At 66.1% G+C, this 14,773-nt stretch carries 8 protein-coding genes; 2 read left to right on the top strand and 6 right to left on the bottom strand.

The annotated features are described in order from the left end of the window. Positions 1-35 precede the first annotated feature (35 nt). The 6 genes from H7F36_RS06580 to H7F36_RS06555 all read right to left on the bottom strand — a co-directional run bounded on the left by H7F36_RS06580 (position 36) and on the right by H7F36_RS06555 (position 11,159). Positions 36-242 carry a DUF4089 domain-containing protein gene (locus tag H7F36_RS06580; RefSeq protein ID WP_187053929.1) on the bottom strand — a complete coding sequence of 69 codons (207 nt, stop codon included), beginning with the start codon at positions 240-242 and terminating at the stop codon, positions 36-38. Between the two features lie 7 nt (positions 243-249). Further along, on the bottom strand, positions 250-1,086 hold the full coding sequence (locus H7F36_RS06575) for an ABC transporter ATP-binding protein (RefSeq protein ID WP_187053928.1): 837 nt from the start codon (positions 1,084-1,086) through the stop codon (positions 250-252). Positions 1,087-1,091: 5 nt separating this feature from the next. Beyond that, entirely contained in the window at positions 1,092-1,895 is an 804-nt protein-coding gene (locus H7F36_RS06570) for an ABC transporter permease (RefSeq protein WP_410003082.1), read from the bottom strand. 47 nt (positions 1,896-1,942) lie between these two features. After that, complete coding sequence (locus H7F36_RS06565; protein ID WP_187053926.1) at positions 1,943-2,944, bottom strand: ABC transporter substrate-binding protein; 1,002 nt, start codon at positions 2,942-2,944, stop codon at positions 1,943-1,945. An 88-nt stretch (positions 2,945-3,032) separates the two neighbouring features. Beyond that, positions 3,033-4,754, bottom strand: coding sequence for an allophanate hydrolase (gene atzF / locus H7F36_RS06560; protein ID WP_187053925.1), 1,722 nt, complete (start codon positions 4,752-4,754; stop codon positions 3,033-3,035). Between the two features lie 90 nt (positions 4,755-4,844). After that, entirely contained in the window at positions 4,845-11,159 is a 6,315-nt protein-coding gene (locus H7F36_RS06555) for a DUF11 domain-containing protein (RefSeq protein ID WP_187053924.1), read from the bottom strand. A gap of 266 nt (positions 11,160-11,425) precedes the next feature. Between H7F36_RS06555 and H7F36_RS06550 the strand changes: the two genes are divergently transcribed. Together H7F36_RS06550 and H7F36_RS06545 are read left to right on the top strand one after the other, a co-directional pair. Beyond that, positions 11,426-13,228 carry an NAD(P)/FAD-dependent oxidoreductase gene (locus H7F36_RS06550; protein ID WP_187053923.1) on the top strand — a complete coding sequence of 601 codons (1,803 nt, stop codon included), beginning with the start codon at positions 11,426-11,428 and terminating at the stop codon, positions 13,226-13,228. Between the two features lie 74 nt (positions 13,229-13,302). After that, entirely contained in the window at positions 13,303-14,664 is a 1,362-nt protein-coding gene (locus H7F36_RS06545; RefSeq protein WP_187053922.1) for an AmpG family muropeptide MFS transporter, read from the top strand. The last annotated feature ends 109 nt before the right edge of the window (positions 14,665-14,773 follow it).

Raw genomic sequence — 14,773 nt, 5'->3', positions numbered from 1 at the left:
CGACGACGCATCGCTGGCCAGAAACGCTGCGGGGTTCACTGCTCTTGCTCCGTCGGGCTCACGGGCACGAACGTCACCGCGGGCTCGTGTGAAGGCGCCAAAGGTACCGCCTCGACGATGTCGGCAAATCCCGCCGCCAGCGTGAAGTAGCCCAGAACGCCCGCACGGTGCTCCGGCCGAAGCCGAAGCCCCAGCGCGGCAGCCGCCGCATCCACATAGGTTTCGATCTGCACAGGCGTCATGGCAACCTCATCGTCTGACTTCACGCTGGAAGATTTCGAGGCTGCGCTTTTTCATGGCCACGAAGCTCGGCTCGCTCAGCGTCTCCACGGTGCGGGGCCGTGCATCGCCATAACGCAAGATTTCGGCCACCCGGGTCGGGCGCTTGGTCAGGAGCAGCACCTGGTCGGCCAGGTACACGGCTTCTTCGAGGTCGTGCGAGACCAGCAGCATGGTGGTGCCGGTCTTCATGAAGACCTCTTGCAGTTTCTCGCGGATGAAGAGCGTCATCTCGAAATCGAGCGCGGAGAACGGCTCGTCCAAGAACAGCACTTCGGGGTTGGGCGCCAGCGCCCGCATGATCGACGCTGTTTGTTGCTGGCCGCCGGAGAGCTCGTACGGGTAGCGCTTGAGGTCGAACTTGACGTCGAACGACGCCACCAGTTCGGCCATGCGGCGGTCGACTTCCGCCTTGCTCTTGCCTTCCAGCTTGAGCGGATAGGCGATGTTGTCGATGGTGCGCATCCACGGGAACATCGCCTCGCGGTAGTTCTGGAACACGTAGCCGATCTTGGTGTCCTTGCGCTGCTTGCCGTCGAACAGGATCTCGCCCGCATCGATCGGGACCAGCCCCGCGATCATGTTGATGAGCGTCGACTTGCCGCAGCCGTTGGGCCCGAACACCGAGACGATCGCATGCTTCGGAATATCGAGGTCGAAGTTCTCGTACAGCGGCCAACCGGCGAAGTACTTGGTCAGACCGCGGATCGTGATGTGCGTGCCGGCGGGGCCGGGCACGAAGGCGGGTACCGGCACATCGGCGAACACCGGGCCATTCAATACCGGCCCATTCAGGATTGCGCGCATGGTGCTCACCTCCCCGACCAATGGACGATGCGGCGCTCGGCCAGCAGGAAAAGAATGTTGAGCGCATAGCCCAACGCGCCGGCCGCCAGGATGGCCGCGTACATGCTCTTCACGTTGAGCACCTGCTGCGCGTCGATGATGCGATGGCCCAAGCCGCTGTCGGAGCCGATGAACATTTCGGCCACGATCACGATCACCAGCGCCATCGATACGGCAGAGCGCAGGCCCACGAAGGTCGGTTGCAGGCTCTCCCAGATCAGCACGTCCTTGAAGATCTGCCAGCGCGAAGCGCCCATCACCCGGGCCGCCATGACGCGCTGCTTGCGGGCGTTCATCACGCCGTAGGCGCTGTTGAAGATCACGATGAGGAAGGCGCCGAAGGCGGCGATGGCCACCTTGTTGACGTCCGACACGCCGAAGACCAGCAGGAACAACGGGATCAGTGCGGACGAGGGCGTCGAGCGAAAGAAGTCGATCAGGAACTCGACGCTGCGGTACGCCTTTTCATTGCTGCCGAGCAGCACGCCGAGCGGTACGCCGATGACGGCCGCGATCACGAAAGCCTGCAGCGTGCGCCACACCGTGACCGCGAAATCGAGGAGCAGCGGCCCGCCAGCGAGACCGGTCGCGAGTGCGTGCAGCGTGTCGATCGGTGTCGGCAGCAGGATCTGCTTGATGAAGCCGAAGCGCACCACCAGGTCCCACAAGATGAACAGCACGATCGGCCCGATGAAGGGCAGCAAGCGGTCCCAGGCGGGTGCCGTGGACACCGAGACGGCGGCAGCGCCGGCAGGCGGTTTCCACGGCATCGCCGTGGCGGACGGTGGAGTGGTGCTGATCGTGGCGTCGGCCATGGTCAGGCCTTGTAGATCAAAGGCTCGACCGGAACCTTCTTCTCGAAGATGCCTTTGTCGCTGAACAGGTCGTAGAACTTCTGGAAGTACGCGATGTCGCTCGGCTTGAATTCGTTGTAGAGCATGTAGGAGGCCAGCGGCACCTCGGCGGTGAGCGGCCCTTCGATGGCCGTGTAGCCCTTCATGAACTGGCGGGCTTCGTCTGGTTTGGTGCGCACGAGGTCGACGCCACGTGCATAGGCCGCGATGAACTTCTTCGAGACTTCGGGGTTCTTCTTGATGAACTCGGTCGTGAGGCTGCCCGCGCCGCCGTGCCATGGCGCCATCGGATCGCCCAGGATGTACTTGGCGACGACACCCGCTTCGATGACGCGGGTGGTGCCGTTCATGCGTCCGATGGTGCCGGTCGGCTCCAGCGTGTAGCAGGCGTCGACCTGGCCTGCCACCAGCGAGGCGACGTGCTGGCCGATGGGCAGCTCCGTCACCGTGGCGCCGGTTGCGCCGGCGCGCTCCAGCATGGTCTTGCACAGCGTGGTGTTCTGGATGCCGGGCCCGGAGGCGACCCGCTTGCCCTTCAGGTCGGCCATCGTCTTGATGGCGCTGTCCTTGCCGGTGATGAACTCGTCGAGCACGTACTTCACGTTGCTCGGGTTGGTGCAGAAGATCTTGAACAGGCCGGGCTGTGCGATCTCGCCGATGGCGAGGTTGGCCGTGCCGGTGCCGTTGGCACTGCCATCTCCGCGGCCGGAGAGCATGGCTTCCATCACCTGCTGCGCGCCCGCGAACTTGAGCGGCTCGACGTCGAGTCCGGCTTCCTTGAAGTAGCCTTTTTCAAGGGCGGCAAAAAACGGCAGACCGGCCGCGACGGGCCAAAAGCCGATGCGGATTTTCGGGCCGGTCTGGGCGCGCACGATGGCCGGTGCTGCCAGCACGGCGACCCCCGCGGCGCCCGCCTGCAAAAGCTGCCGGCGCGATGCGCGATGAAACTGTTCGGGGTTGCTCATGGACTCGGGCTCCTCGTTGAATGGGACGGTAGAGAAAAGGACAAGGGAAAAGGCGGGAGAAGAAGGCGAAGGCGAAGAAGGGCAGGCGTCATGAGCGCGAAGCGATGTACCTGCGCCAGCCACCGTGATGCGAGATGTCTTCGGCACCGTCGAGCGCCAGCGCTTCGCAGACGAAGCCCTGCACGCTGCTGCCATCGGCCAGTGCCAGCGTGCCGATGCCGAGGGGCGCAGGAATGAGCGCAACGAAGCTGCCGTATTGCGCCATCGGCATCTCCCACACTTCGAGTTCGAGCGCGACGCCTTCGCCCGGCGCGACGCGGACCATGCCGGGCTTGGGCGGCACGGTGCCGGGCAAGGCGTAGAGGCGGTAGCTCGGTGCGCTTTGCGTCTTGGCGACCAGCGTCGCGCCGCGGTCGGCAAGTTGGCTGTTGAGCGGCATGCCCGACAGATGAGCGCCGACGACGGCGACGCGCGCCATGGCAGGCGCTGATGTTGCCGGGGCCGTCGATGCGTTCGCGAACACGTCGACGGGCGCCGGCAGCGGCTCGCCAGTCGCGCCTTGCGTGAGCCCGCTCGCGTGGTGATAGCGCTGGCCCAGTTCCGCCAGTTGCAAGTCGCTGCCGCACAGGCCGATCAACGTGATGCCGAACGGCATGCCGTCGGGCCGCAAGGTGCTCGGCACAGAGATCGCGGCGTAGTCGAGCAGGTTGACGAAGTTGGTGTACGCGCCGAGGTTGCGGTTGAGCACGACCGGGTCGGCCTGCATCGCTTCGATCGTGTAGTGCGTCGGCGCAGTCGGCACCAGCAGCAGGTCGATGTCGTTCCACATTGGGGCGACGCGCTGGGCCAGTGTGCGCAGCTTGATTTGTGCCTCGACCAGATCGGCCGCGCTGTAACCACGACCGGCAGCGAGGATGCCGCGCACCGGCTCCATCACTTCGGCCTCGTGCGCGTCGAAGAACTCGCGCACCGCGGCGTAGCGCTCGGCGACCAGTGCGCTGTCGTAGAGCAGTGCGGCGATCTCTGCGAGCGGTGCGTAGTCGATGGCGACCTGCACGCCGCCCATTGCTTTAAGCCGCGCGATCGCGTGTGCGAATGCAGCTTCCGATGCGTCGTCACCAAAGAAGGCCAGCGCCGACGGCACGCCGAATCTAAAGCGCTTCGGGTACGGTACGTTCGTCAGTTCAAGTTGCCGCGCGTACGGGTCCGCCGCGTCGAAGCCCTTTGCCGCGTGCAGCACCTCGAGCGCCAGCGCCACGGTGCGCGCGAAGATCGAAACGCAATCGATACTCTGCGCCGCCGGCACCACGCCGCGTGCGCTGATGAGCCCGCGCGACGGCTTGAGGCCGACGATGTTGTTGAGCCCGGCCGGCACGCGGCCGGAACCTGCGGTGTCGGTGCCGAGCGAGAAGTCGACTTGCCCGGTCGCGACAACGTAGGCAGAGCCTGAGCTCGATCCGCCCGAGACATAGCGCGCATCGAAGCTGTTGGGGACCGCGCCGTAGGGCGAACGCGTGCCGTTCAGGCCGCAGGCAAACTGGTCGAGATTGGTTTTGCCAAGGCATGCCGCACCGGCATCGAGCAGGCGCTGCACCACATAGGCATGCGAACTAGGTGTCGCACGGAAAGCCGCGAACTCGGCGCAGGCGGCAGTGCTCGGCACGCCGGCAACGTCGATGTTGTCTTTGGCGGCGAAGCTGAGCCCCGCCAGCGCGCCCGCCGCACTCGAAACAGCGCTCGCGGTCGCCGCCGCGGTGTCGAACCGGGTGATCCAGGCAGCCGGGGCCCCGTCGCTTTTCGTATGCACCATCGTCAAGCATCCCGTCTTGTGTACAAGATGCCATGCAAGCGACGTGCCAGCGCATTCCCACGGCGGGCGGAAGGCGGCGCGAGCGAAAGGTCAGTCGAGCTTGACGGAAAACAGCACCGTTCCGCTGGCACCCGGATCGAGCGGCCCGGTCAAGCTCCAGCGCAGGGGGCCGGTGCCGCCGGTCGACTGCACGGTGGCGCACGGCACGGTCGGCTGTGGCGCAGGGTTGCCCGGCGTGCGCTTGGCGCAGGCGGTCAATGCCGCTGGCGTGGTGCCTGCGGTCGCCGCGACGAAGGTGGTGTAGCTGGGCGTCACGTCGTTGACGTCGAGCCCCGTGATGGGCGCCGGCCCATTGTTGGTGTAGGTGATGCGGTACTCCAGCGTTTCGCCCGACTTGGCCAGGTTGTCGAAGCCGAAGACGCCGTTCTGCGTCAGGTTGCGAACTTCCTTTTTGAGGTCGAGCGCGCCGCCCGAAACGGTCGTGAGGTCGTTCAGCGTGTAAGTGGCCGTCAATGCCGACATCGCGCCGGTGTAGCTGAAGCTCGCCTGGACCACAGCGTTGTCGGTGTAGCCGGCCGGCGCGGTCGCCGGCACGAACACCTGCACCAGGATGCACACCGGCTGGCCCGCCGTGACCACCATCGACACGGTGGGCGGATAGAGTATGGCGGCGCCGGCTTGCAGCGTACCGGTGCAGCCCGGGTCGGCAATGATCTTCTCGTTCCAGCCGCTCAGCGGCGGCGACCTGACCGACGAGGCAATCGCAAACCCGACCGACCCGGCGCTGCGCGCAGAGAAGCTGTGCGGATAGCTCACGGTGTTGCCTGCGGTGCCGCTCTTGCCCTCCCCCGTCGCGAAGGTGTTGGGCGGTACGTCGCCGAAGTTCAAGTCGGCGTGACCGCTGCCGTTCCATGCGAATGCGATGACGTCCAGCGGCACCGCGCGGGTGTAGGTGTAGCCGGTGCCGCCTGTTGTGACGAGCGAGCCCGCAGGCAACGCGATGGACCCGACCGACGCACCGGTCGAGAGCCATGTGCCGGGCGTCGTCTCTTGCACGCACAGGTTGCCGCCGACCGCGGTGGCGAACGGCACCGCCAGCGAGTAGCGGCCCGCGCCGTCGGTGACGGCCGTGGCGATCAGGCTCGAACTGCCGCAATCGAGCAACTTCAGCGTCACCCCCGACGCCCCGGCTTCTGCGCCGTTCAACACGCCGTCGTTGGCCGTGCCTGCGCCCGCACCGTCGTCGGTAAACACGCGGCCGGTCACGCTGAACGCATAGGCATTCACGAAGGTGCAGGTGAAGGCTGCGCCATTGATCATGTTGGCTGCCGGAATGGTCAGCAACGCGCCCGACAGCGTCCCGATGGCAGTGGCAGGATTGCCGCTGACGCCCGCATTACCGTCGACGCAACTCGCGCTCTGAGGGTTGGTTGGCCAACCGGCGGGAGAGGTCTCGCGAAGCGTCGCCGCGATGCCGCTGGTGCCGGTAAGGTTGGCAGCGCCGTTGCCCGACGCCGCGCCCACCACCGTCACGCTGTCGGTCGGCGCGGACAGGCCGCTCAACGCAAAGCCGAACAGGTTGCTGCCCGACCCGCTGGCGACCGTCTTGACGATCTGCACTGTTGGGTTGCTGGCGACCACTGGAATCGCCGCGGTCTTGGCATCGCAAGCCTCGCCTGCCGCCGAGGTGCAAGACGGGTCGCCACCGCCACTCAGGTTGACGGTGTTGGTGCCGCCGCCAGCGCCGATGGCAGTGCCGGCCACGCTGACCGGTACGCGGATCGAGAAAGTGCCCGGCGCCACGCCACTGGCGACGCTGCAGCCGGTGAGGTTGTTGCCGCTGGTCGGGCAGCCGCTCAGGACACCGGTGGTGGTGCCCGCAACCAAGGTGGGCGTGCCGCTGAGCGTGATGCCGTTGGGCAAGGTGTCGGCTGCCGTGATGGCGGCCGTCGTGGTCAATGCGCCGACGGTGACGTTCACCGAGTAGTAGAGACCTGTCGCGCCGACCAGGAACGGGCTCGTACTGGTCGTCTTGGTCGCGCTGATCGACGGCACCTTGTTGTTGGTAAAGGTGCACACGTACGCTGCGCCTGCGAGCATGTTGGCGGGCGGGATCGTGATGGTGTTGGAAGCAGCGACGAGCGCCGGCGAGTTGCCGGTGGCCGCCGCGTTGGTATCGGCACAGCTGACCGAAGTGGCGTACCCGGCGACGGCCGTTTCCGTGACCGTGGCGGCCGTGCTGACCGACCCGCGATGCAGCGTGGCAGAAGTGACTGTCGTGCCCGATGTGGTGGTGGTGACGTTATCGGTCGTGTTCGTGACGCCGCTCAGCGTGAATCCGAATGCGCCGGTACCGCCGGTCGATCGCTTGGCGACTTTGACGGTAGGCAGCACGGTGTTGGTGAGCGTGCAGGTCAGATTTTCGGCACCGGAGTTGCTGCTGGCAGGCGGCGCAGTCGCAGTGAAGTTGCCACTGAACCCGCCGGTGGACCCATAGATGGCGAAGTGATCGTCCCGACAGGCGAACGACGACAAGTAGTTCGCGAACACCGTGCCGCTGCCGACCGTCTCCGCGATGGTGAGCGCACCGCCCGCGTTGACGCCGATGTTGGCGATGGTGCCGCCGTTGCCCACGGCGAGCACTGGGTTCGCGGTGCCGTCGACGCCCGGCGCGCCACCGCCGATCGTCAGGTTGAACAGCCCGTTGTCTGGCGGCGTGCCGAGGATCTGATTGACGACGGTGATGGTCGGCCTGCGGTTGTAGAACGTGCAGGTGATATTGGCGTTGCCCCGCATCGCGGCGGCCGGCAGCGTGATCGTGGCGCCAGCCAGCGCCGCCAGATTGCTGGTCGGGTTGCCATCGCCCGGCGCATTGGAATCCCTGCAGTCGACCACGTCGAACGAAGTGCGCCAACCGGCCGGAATGGTCGACTCGCGGATCGTCGCCACGACGCCGACCGTGCCGGTGAGGTTCAGCGCGGAGCGCACCAGCGCATTGCCGGTGACCGCGATGCTGTCGGTGGTGGCGGACAGTCCGGTCAGGGTGAAGCCGAAGGTCGACGTGGCAGCGCTGGCGGTCGCGGTGTTGCTCCACAGGTTGACCGTGGGCAGGCCGGCGATCGGCGTGTTGTCGGTGGTGCTGTCGCAAAAGTCGGCGGCCGTCGTGCAGCTGGCGTCGCCGCCGCCGCCGATGTTGGCGGTGTTGGTGCCGCTGGTGGCAGTGGGCGCCACGTCGACCGGAATCCTGATGCTGAAGTAGCCCGCACCGACCCCGGTCGCCACCGTGCAGCCGGTGGTGTTGCTGCCGCTGGAAGGACAGCCCGACAACGTGCCGGTGGAGGTACCGGCAATGAGCGTCGGCACGCCCGACAGCGTGATGCCGGTCGGAAGCGTGTCGTTCAGGACAATAGGCGCGGTCGTCGTCGCGTTGGTGAAGATATTGACCGTGTACGACTGGCCGCTGGCGCCGACGATCAGCGGATTGGCGCTGGGCGTCTTGGTCGACGACAGGTTCGGCGGCGGGTAGAGCGTGTTGTAGAAAGTGCAATTGAAAGTGGCGCCGCTCTTCATCGCGGCTGCGGGAATCGTCGCCACGTTGCCTGCCAGCGTCGCGTAGTTGGCACCGGCGGAATTGCCCGAAACCGACGCGTTGTTGTCGACGCAGAACACGGAGGCCGGGTTGCTCGGCCAAAAGGCCGGCACCGAGCTTTCCTTGACCGTCGTCACCGTGTTGGCCAACGACACCGTTTGCTCGGGCCCCGATGCCGCCACATTGGGGCTCGTGGTGGTGATGCTGACAGCGCTGACACCGTTGGTTCCGGTGAAGCCGAAAGTGCCGACACCGCTGCTTCCGCCGCCATTGCTGACCTTGGTAATCCGGACCGTCGGCAGCTTGTTGTTAGTGAAGGTGCAGACGTACGACGCACTCGTCTTCACGTTCCCAGCAGGAATCGTGATGCTGTTGGTGGCCGAGACGATCGGCGTGTTGTTGCCCGTGACCGAGTTGTTCGCATCGGCGCAACTGGCGCTGGTGGTGTAGCCGGGCGTTGCCGTCTCGGAGACCGTGATCGCTGTGCCGACAGTGCCGGCATGCTGGACGCCCGACACGACCGTGACCGACGGATTCACCGTGGTCACGCTGTCGCTCGTGTTGGTCACGCCGGTGAGCGAGAAGTTGAAGGTCCCGGTACTGCCGATGCTCTGCTTGCCCACCAGGACTCCGGGCGCCAGCGTATTGGTGATGGTGCAGATCAGGTTCTTGGCTTTGCCGCTGCTCGAGGCCGAAGGCGCGGTGAGTGTGTAATTGCCCGCAGAGCCGCCGACGCCGGTCGAATAGGCGCTGGAGGAAAAGTCGATGCATGCGACGCTGGAGACGTAGCTTGCTAGATTGGTGTTGGTGCCTGCGGTCTCAGTCAGGGTCAACGCGCTGCCAACATCGACGCCAACCCCTGTGGTGGTTCCGCCGCTGCCGACGTTGTACACAGGGTTGCCGCCCGATGTCAGGTTCGCCCCGCCGATGGTCAAGTTGAATAGTCCCGAATCTGGCGGGATGCCGAAGATCTGCTTTTTCAGGAACACGCTCGGACGCGCGTTGCCCATGGCACAGGTAAATCTGGCGCCGGCTCGCATTGCCGTGCCGGGCAACGTGAGCGTGTTACCGGTGTAGCTGGCGAAATTGGTGGAGGTCGAGCCGTTGCCGTCCGTGGCAGCATTGGCATCGGTACATGTCGCGCTATCCAGATTGGTCGGCCAGCCTGCTGGAATACCGGACGCTACGATCGTGACAGTGGTTCCCGCTGTGCCGTAGATGCCTGCAGCGTTTTGCGACGACGCCGTGTAGCCTGAACCGACCGTCGCGATCGAATCGCTGCTGATTGACAGGCCGGTGATGGTGTAGCCGAAAGTCGAAGAGTTCGATGCGGCGTAAGCCGTCTGTGCGTTCAGCATCACCAGCGGCGGGTTGTAGACGGATGTGGTCGGCGTCGTAGCGTCGCATGCATCTGGCAGGACTGCCGTGCAGTTGGGATCGCCGCCGCCCGAGAGGTTGGCAGAGTTGGTGCCGGAGGTTGCGGTTGTGGCGACGCTAATCGGAAACCGGATGGAAAAGCTGCCGACCGCAACGCCTGCAGCGACTGTGCAGCCGCCCGTGGCGCCGCCAGTGGAAGGGCAGCCGGACAGCACGGCGGTGCCCGCCACGATCGTTGGCGTGCCGCTCAGAACGATATTGGCAGGCAGCGTGTCGGCGATGCTGATCGGCGCCGTAGTCGGCGCGGTGCCTACGTTCACCACCAGCGTGTAGTACTGCCCCGATACGCCACCGAGCAGCGGGTTGGCACTGGCCGTCATGCTCGATGTGACAACGGGCGGCAAGTTGTACTGGATCACCACCAAGCCGTTGCCACCGGCGGCGCCTTGCGCACCGCCTGCACCCACGCCCGCTACGTACACGCTGTCGACCGCGTTGCCGGCGGTGCTGCCAGTCCCCGCCGTGGTCGATCCCCCTGTGACGGCACCCGTGTAGCTCGAACCGCCGCCGCCCGCGGCCTGCGAGCCACAGCTGATATTCGAGTCGCCGTTGCCGCCGCCACCACCGTAGTAGCCCCCTCCGCCGCCGCCGCCTCCACTGTTTCCGGTGGATGACGCAAAAGGGACGCCGTTGCCGCCTGCACCGCCCTGTCTCGCGGCACCGGCCGACCCGTTTCGGGCCGAATCGGCGCTGACCCCACCCGCCCCACCAGCACCCTGGGTGCCACCCTGTCCACCGGAGCCACCGGCAGCCCCGCAACCGGCCGGCGCGTAGTTGCTGCCCGCCAGTCCGGTCGTCCCGCCACCCGCTCCCGCGACTGGAAACGTGTCGTACGCTTGATCGACCACGGCGCCGCCACCAGCGCCCGCAGTCAGCCTTTCAGTGCCGCTCAATTGAACTGCGCTGCGACCGCCCCCGCCCCCGCCGACAAGCGGCGTGCCGCCCGTGGCGCTGCTGCCGGCGCCGCAGCCCCCGTAAGCTGGACTGCCACTAACGGCCGATGCGGTAGCAGCCGAGCCGCCGCCACCGACGACCACGGTAAGGCTGTTGCCAGCTGCGACGACGAGGTTGCCGGTCGCGTAGCCGCCACCGGCCGAACCGTTGCCGTACGCGTTCGGCACGGAACCTCCGCCGCCCGCGCCCCAGGCCTTGAAGTTCAGCGTCGTGATGCCGGCAGGCACGGTGAACGTCTGATCGACACCGCTGTAGCTGAATTGGGTGCACGCGGTAAAGCCCGCTTGGGGGGTGCAAGCGGTTTGGGCGCCCTGCGCGCCGCAGCTCGCCAGCACAGCCAGGCATGCAAGCACAGCGCCGCGCCACGGCACCGGGTGCCACTCGGCCTTGGCGTATGACCGCGCAAAACCGATCAGCAAGAACACATATAAATCCTGACCCCCGTGAAGAAGTTGCGGGATTGGGGCAACTCTAGTGGCGGGTGCGCCCCTTCCCCGTCAAATCTCGATCTTGAGCACCCTTAAGACGTTCCACCGATTGCAATACTGTTTTGTCGAAAGCGCAACTCGCGCCCACGATCTGTTCTGCATGCGGATTACGACTTGATGCAACGCCACGGGTTTTACCTCTGGCACGCGTCGGCTCGACGCCGGAACCTGTTGCCGGGATCCCCCATGCACGGAGACATTCGATGACTGACCTGTCGACTCATCCGACCCAGGCTGCCAGCGCCTGGTTCGCGGACTTTTCGTCCGCCCTGGAACGCGAAGACATCGACGCCGCCGTCGACCTCTTCGAGCCGGACTGTTACTGGCGAGACCTCGTCGCCTTCACCTGGAATATCTGCACGCAGGACGGGCCCGAGGCCATCCGCGCCCTGTTGCAAGCGCGCCTCACCGACACCAAGCCGAGCAGCTTTGCCGTCGAAGGCCAGGCCACCGAGGCCGACGGGGTGGTCGATGCGTGGTTCACCTTCGAGACGGCAGTGGCGCGTGGCCGCGGCCACCTGCGCTTGCGCCATGGCAAGGCCTGGACGCTGCTGACCACCATGACCGAGCTCAAAGGCTTCGAAGAGAAGACCGGCGCGCGGCGCATCAAGGGAGCGGAACACGGTGCGCGGCGCGGGCGCCAAAGTTGGCTGGAACGGCGGCAGCAAGAAGAAGCCACGCTCGGCTACGACGAGCAGCCCTATGTGCTGATCGTCGGCGGCGGTCAGGGCGGCATCGCGCTGGGAGCGCGGCTGCGGCGACTCGGCGTGCCGGCCATCATCGTCGACCGCAACGCCCGGGCTGGCGACGCCTGGCGCAACCGCTACAAGTCGCTCTGTCTGCACGACCCGGTGTGGTACGACCACCTGCCCTACATGCCGTTTCCGGACGACTGGCCGGTGTTCGCGCCGAAGGACAAGATCGGCGACTGGCTCGAGATGTACACCCGCGTGATGGAGCTCAACTACTGGCACTCGACCGTCGCAAAAAAGGCGCACTTCGACGCAGCCACCCAGGCATGGGAAGTGGTGGTCGAACGCGAAGGCAAGGAGGTCGTGCTCAGGCCGCAGCAGCTGGTGTTCGCGATGGGCGTTTCGGGCTATGCGAACACGCCGGAGATCGCTGGCGCCGCCGACTTCCAGGGCGAGCAACACCATTCGAGCAAACACCGCGGACCGGAGGCGTACGAAGGCAAGAAATGCGTGGTGCTGGGCTCCAACAATTCAGCCCACGACATCTGCGCGGCATTGTGGGAACACGGCGCCGACGTCACCATGGTGCAGCGCAGCTCGACCCACATCGCGCCGTCCGATTCACTGATGGAGCTGGCGCTGGGCGGGCTGTATTCCGATGCTGCGGTGAAGGCGGGCATGACCACCGACAAGGCAGACCTGACCTTCGCCTCGGTGCCCTACAAGATCATGGCGCCGATGCAGGTGCCAATCTACGACGCCATGAAGGTGCGCGACGCCGACCTGTATGCGCGCCTGGAGAAGGCCGGCTTCATGCTCGACTTCGGCGTCGACGGCTCGGGCCTGTTCATGAAATACCTGCGCCGCGGCTCGGGCTACTACATCGACGTCGGCGCCTCGGAGCTGGTGGCCAACGGCAGTGTCAAGCTCAGGAGCGGCGTCGGCATCGAGCGCATCGAGGCGCACTCGGTCACCCTGACCGACGGCACCGCGTTGCCGGCCGACCTGCTGGTCTACGCGACCGGCTACGGTTCGATGAATGGCTGGCTGGCCGACATGATTTCACCGGAGGTCGCTGACCAGGTCGGCAAGTGCTGGGGCCTGGGCTCCGCGACGCCCAAGGATCCCGGTCCGTGGGAAGGCGAGCTGCGCAACATGTGGAAGCCGACGCAGGTCGCCCAGCTGTGGATTCACGGCGGCAACCTGCACCAGTCGCGCCACTATTCGCAGTTTCTGGCGTTGCAACTCAAGGCGCGAATGGAAGGCATCCCGACGCCGGTGTACCAACTGGCGCCTACGTACCACCGGCGCTGACGGCGCCCGGCGGGCAAGGCCGGGGCGGCCGCAGGCATGAGGGAATAATAGGAGAGCCCCACCCTATTGCCCTCATGTCCGCACCCTCGGCTGCCGAAGCCACCCCCGCCCTGCCCTGGCGCGACGCGCTCAAGGTCTACCTCGAACCTGCCACGCTGCGCATGCTGGCCCTCGGCTTCTCTGCGGGGTTGCCGCTGCTGCTGGTGCTGGGCACGCTGAGCTTTCGGCTGCGCGAAGCCGGCATCGACCGCGCGACCATCGGCTTCCTGAGCTGGGTCGGCCTGGCCTACGGCTTCAAGTGGGTGTGGGCACCGCTGGTCGACCGGCTGCCGCTGCCACCGCTTACGACGCTGCTCGGGCGCCGGCGCGGCTGGCTGCTCCTAGCGCAAATGGTCGTGATCGTCGGGCTCGTCGGCATGGCTGTGAACGACCCGAGCGCCGGTTTGCGTCCGATGATCTGGTGCGCGTTGCTGGTGGCCTTCGGTTCGGCCACGCAGGACATCGCGCTCGACGCTTTTCGCATCGAGTCGGCCGAAACGCGAAAGCAGGCCGCGCTCGCCGCCGCCTACCAGACGGGCTATCGGCTGGCGATGATCTGGGCCGGTGCCGGAGTGCTGTGGGTCGCGGCTTGGGCCGAGGTGAGTGGTGCGTCGGGCTACCAGAACGGCGCCTGGAAAACGGCGTACCTCGTGATGGCCGGCTCGATGGCGGTCGGCGTGCTGACGGTGCTGCTGTCGCCCGAGCCCATCCGTCGCGTGTTGCCACAGCCCAAGAATGCGGCCGAGTGGCTGCAGAGCGTGCTGATCGAACCCTTCGCCGATTTCATTCGCCGCTACAAATGGCAGGCGGCGCTCATCCTGTCGCTGATCGCGATCTACCGCATCAGCGACGTGGTGATGGGCATCATGGCGAACCCGTTCTACGTCGACATGGGCTTCACCAAGGAAGAGGTGGCCAACGTCAGCAAGGTGTTCGGCGTCATCATGACGCTGGTCGGCGCCTTCGTCGGCGGCGTGCTGTCGATGCGCATCGGCGTCATGCGGGTGCTGATGCTGGGCGCAGTGCTGAGCGCGGCCAGCAATCTGCTTTTCGCCTGGCTGGCCGGCCGCGGCCACGACCTGCACGCGCTGATCGCGGTGGTGTCGGCCGACAACCTGGCCGGCGGCATCGCCTCGGCGGCGTTCATCGCCTACCTGTCGAGCCTGACCAACGTCAGCTATTCGGCGACGCAGTACGCGCTGTTCAGTTCGCTCATGTTGCTGCTGCCGAAGTTCATCGCCGGTTACTCGGGCGTTTTCGTCGATGCCTATGGCTACAGCACCTTCTTCATCGCCACGGCGGTGCTGGGCGTGCCGGTGCTGGCGCTGGTCGCGCTGGCGTCGCGTGCCGCCAGGGCCCAGCACGCTTCGACCGCTTCGACCGACCCGAACAGCTAGCCCCGCTACGGCTCCGGACTATCGGATTGCGCCGACGCGGCACAGAGCGTGCTACTGGTAGGCTGTAATGGTTTTCGAGCGGGCCCGCCCGAGAGCTTGCACCTCACCG

The organism is Variovorax sp. PAMC28562 (assembly GCF_014303735.1).
Lineage (GTDB): Bacteria > Pseudomonadota > Gammaproteobacteria > Burkholderiales > Burkholderiaceae_C > Variovorax.
The sequence above is the reverse complement of the archived record's forward strand: the minus strand, read 5'-3'. Positions and strand labels throughout refer to the sequence as shown.

Bases quoted from the DNA above. Each gene is read 5' to 3' on its own strand.
- H7F36_RS06550 (WP_187053923.1), top strand. From the start codon at position 11,426: ATGACTGACCTGTCGACTCATCCGACCCAGGCTGCCAGCGCCTGGTTC.
- H7F36_RS06565 (WP_187053926.1), bottom strand. From the start codon at position 2,944: ATGAGCAACCCCGAACAGTTTCATCGCGCATCGCGCCGGCAGCTTTTG.
- H7F36_RS06545 (WP_187053922.1), top strand. From the start codon at position 13,303: ATGTCCGCACCCTCGGCTGCCGAAGCCACCCCCGCCCTGCCCTGGCGC.
- H7F36_RS06580 (WP_187053929.1), bottom strand. From the start codon at position 242: ATGACGCCTGTGCAGATCGAAACCTATGTGGATGCGGCGGCTGCCGCG.
- H7F36_RS06575 (WP_187053928.1), bottom strand. From the start codon at position 1,086: ATGCGCGCAATCCTGAATGGGCCGGTATTGAATGGCCCGGTGTTCGCC.
- atzF (WP_187053925.1), bottom strand. From the start codon at position 4,754: ATGGTGCATACGAAAAGCGACGGGGCCCCGGCTGCCTGGATCACCCGG.
- H7F36_RS06570 (WP_410003082.1), bottom strand. From the start codon at position 1,895: ATGCCGTGGAAACCGCCTGCCGGCGCTGCCGCCGTCTCGGTGTCCACG.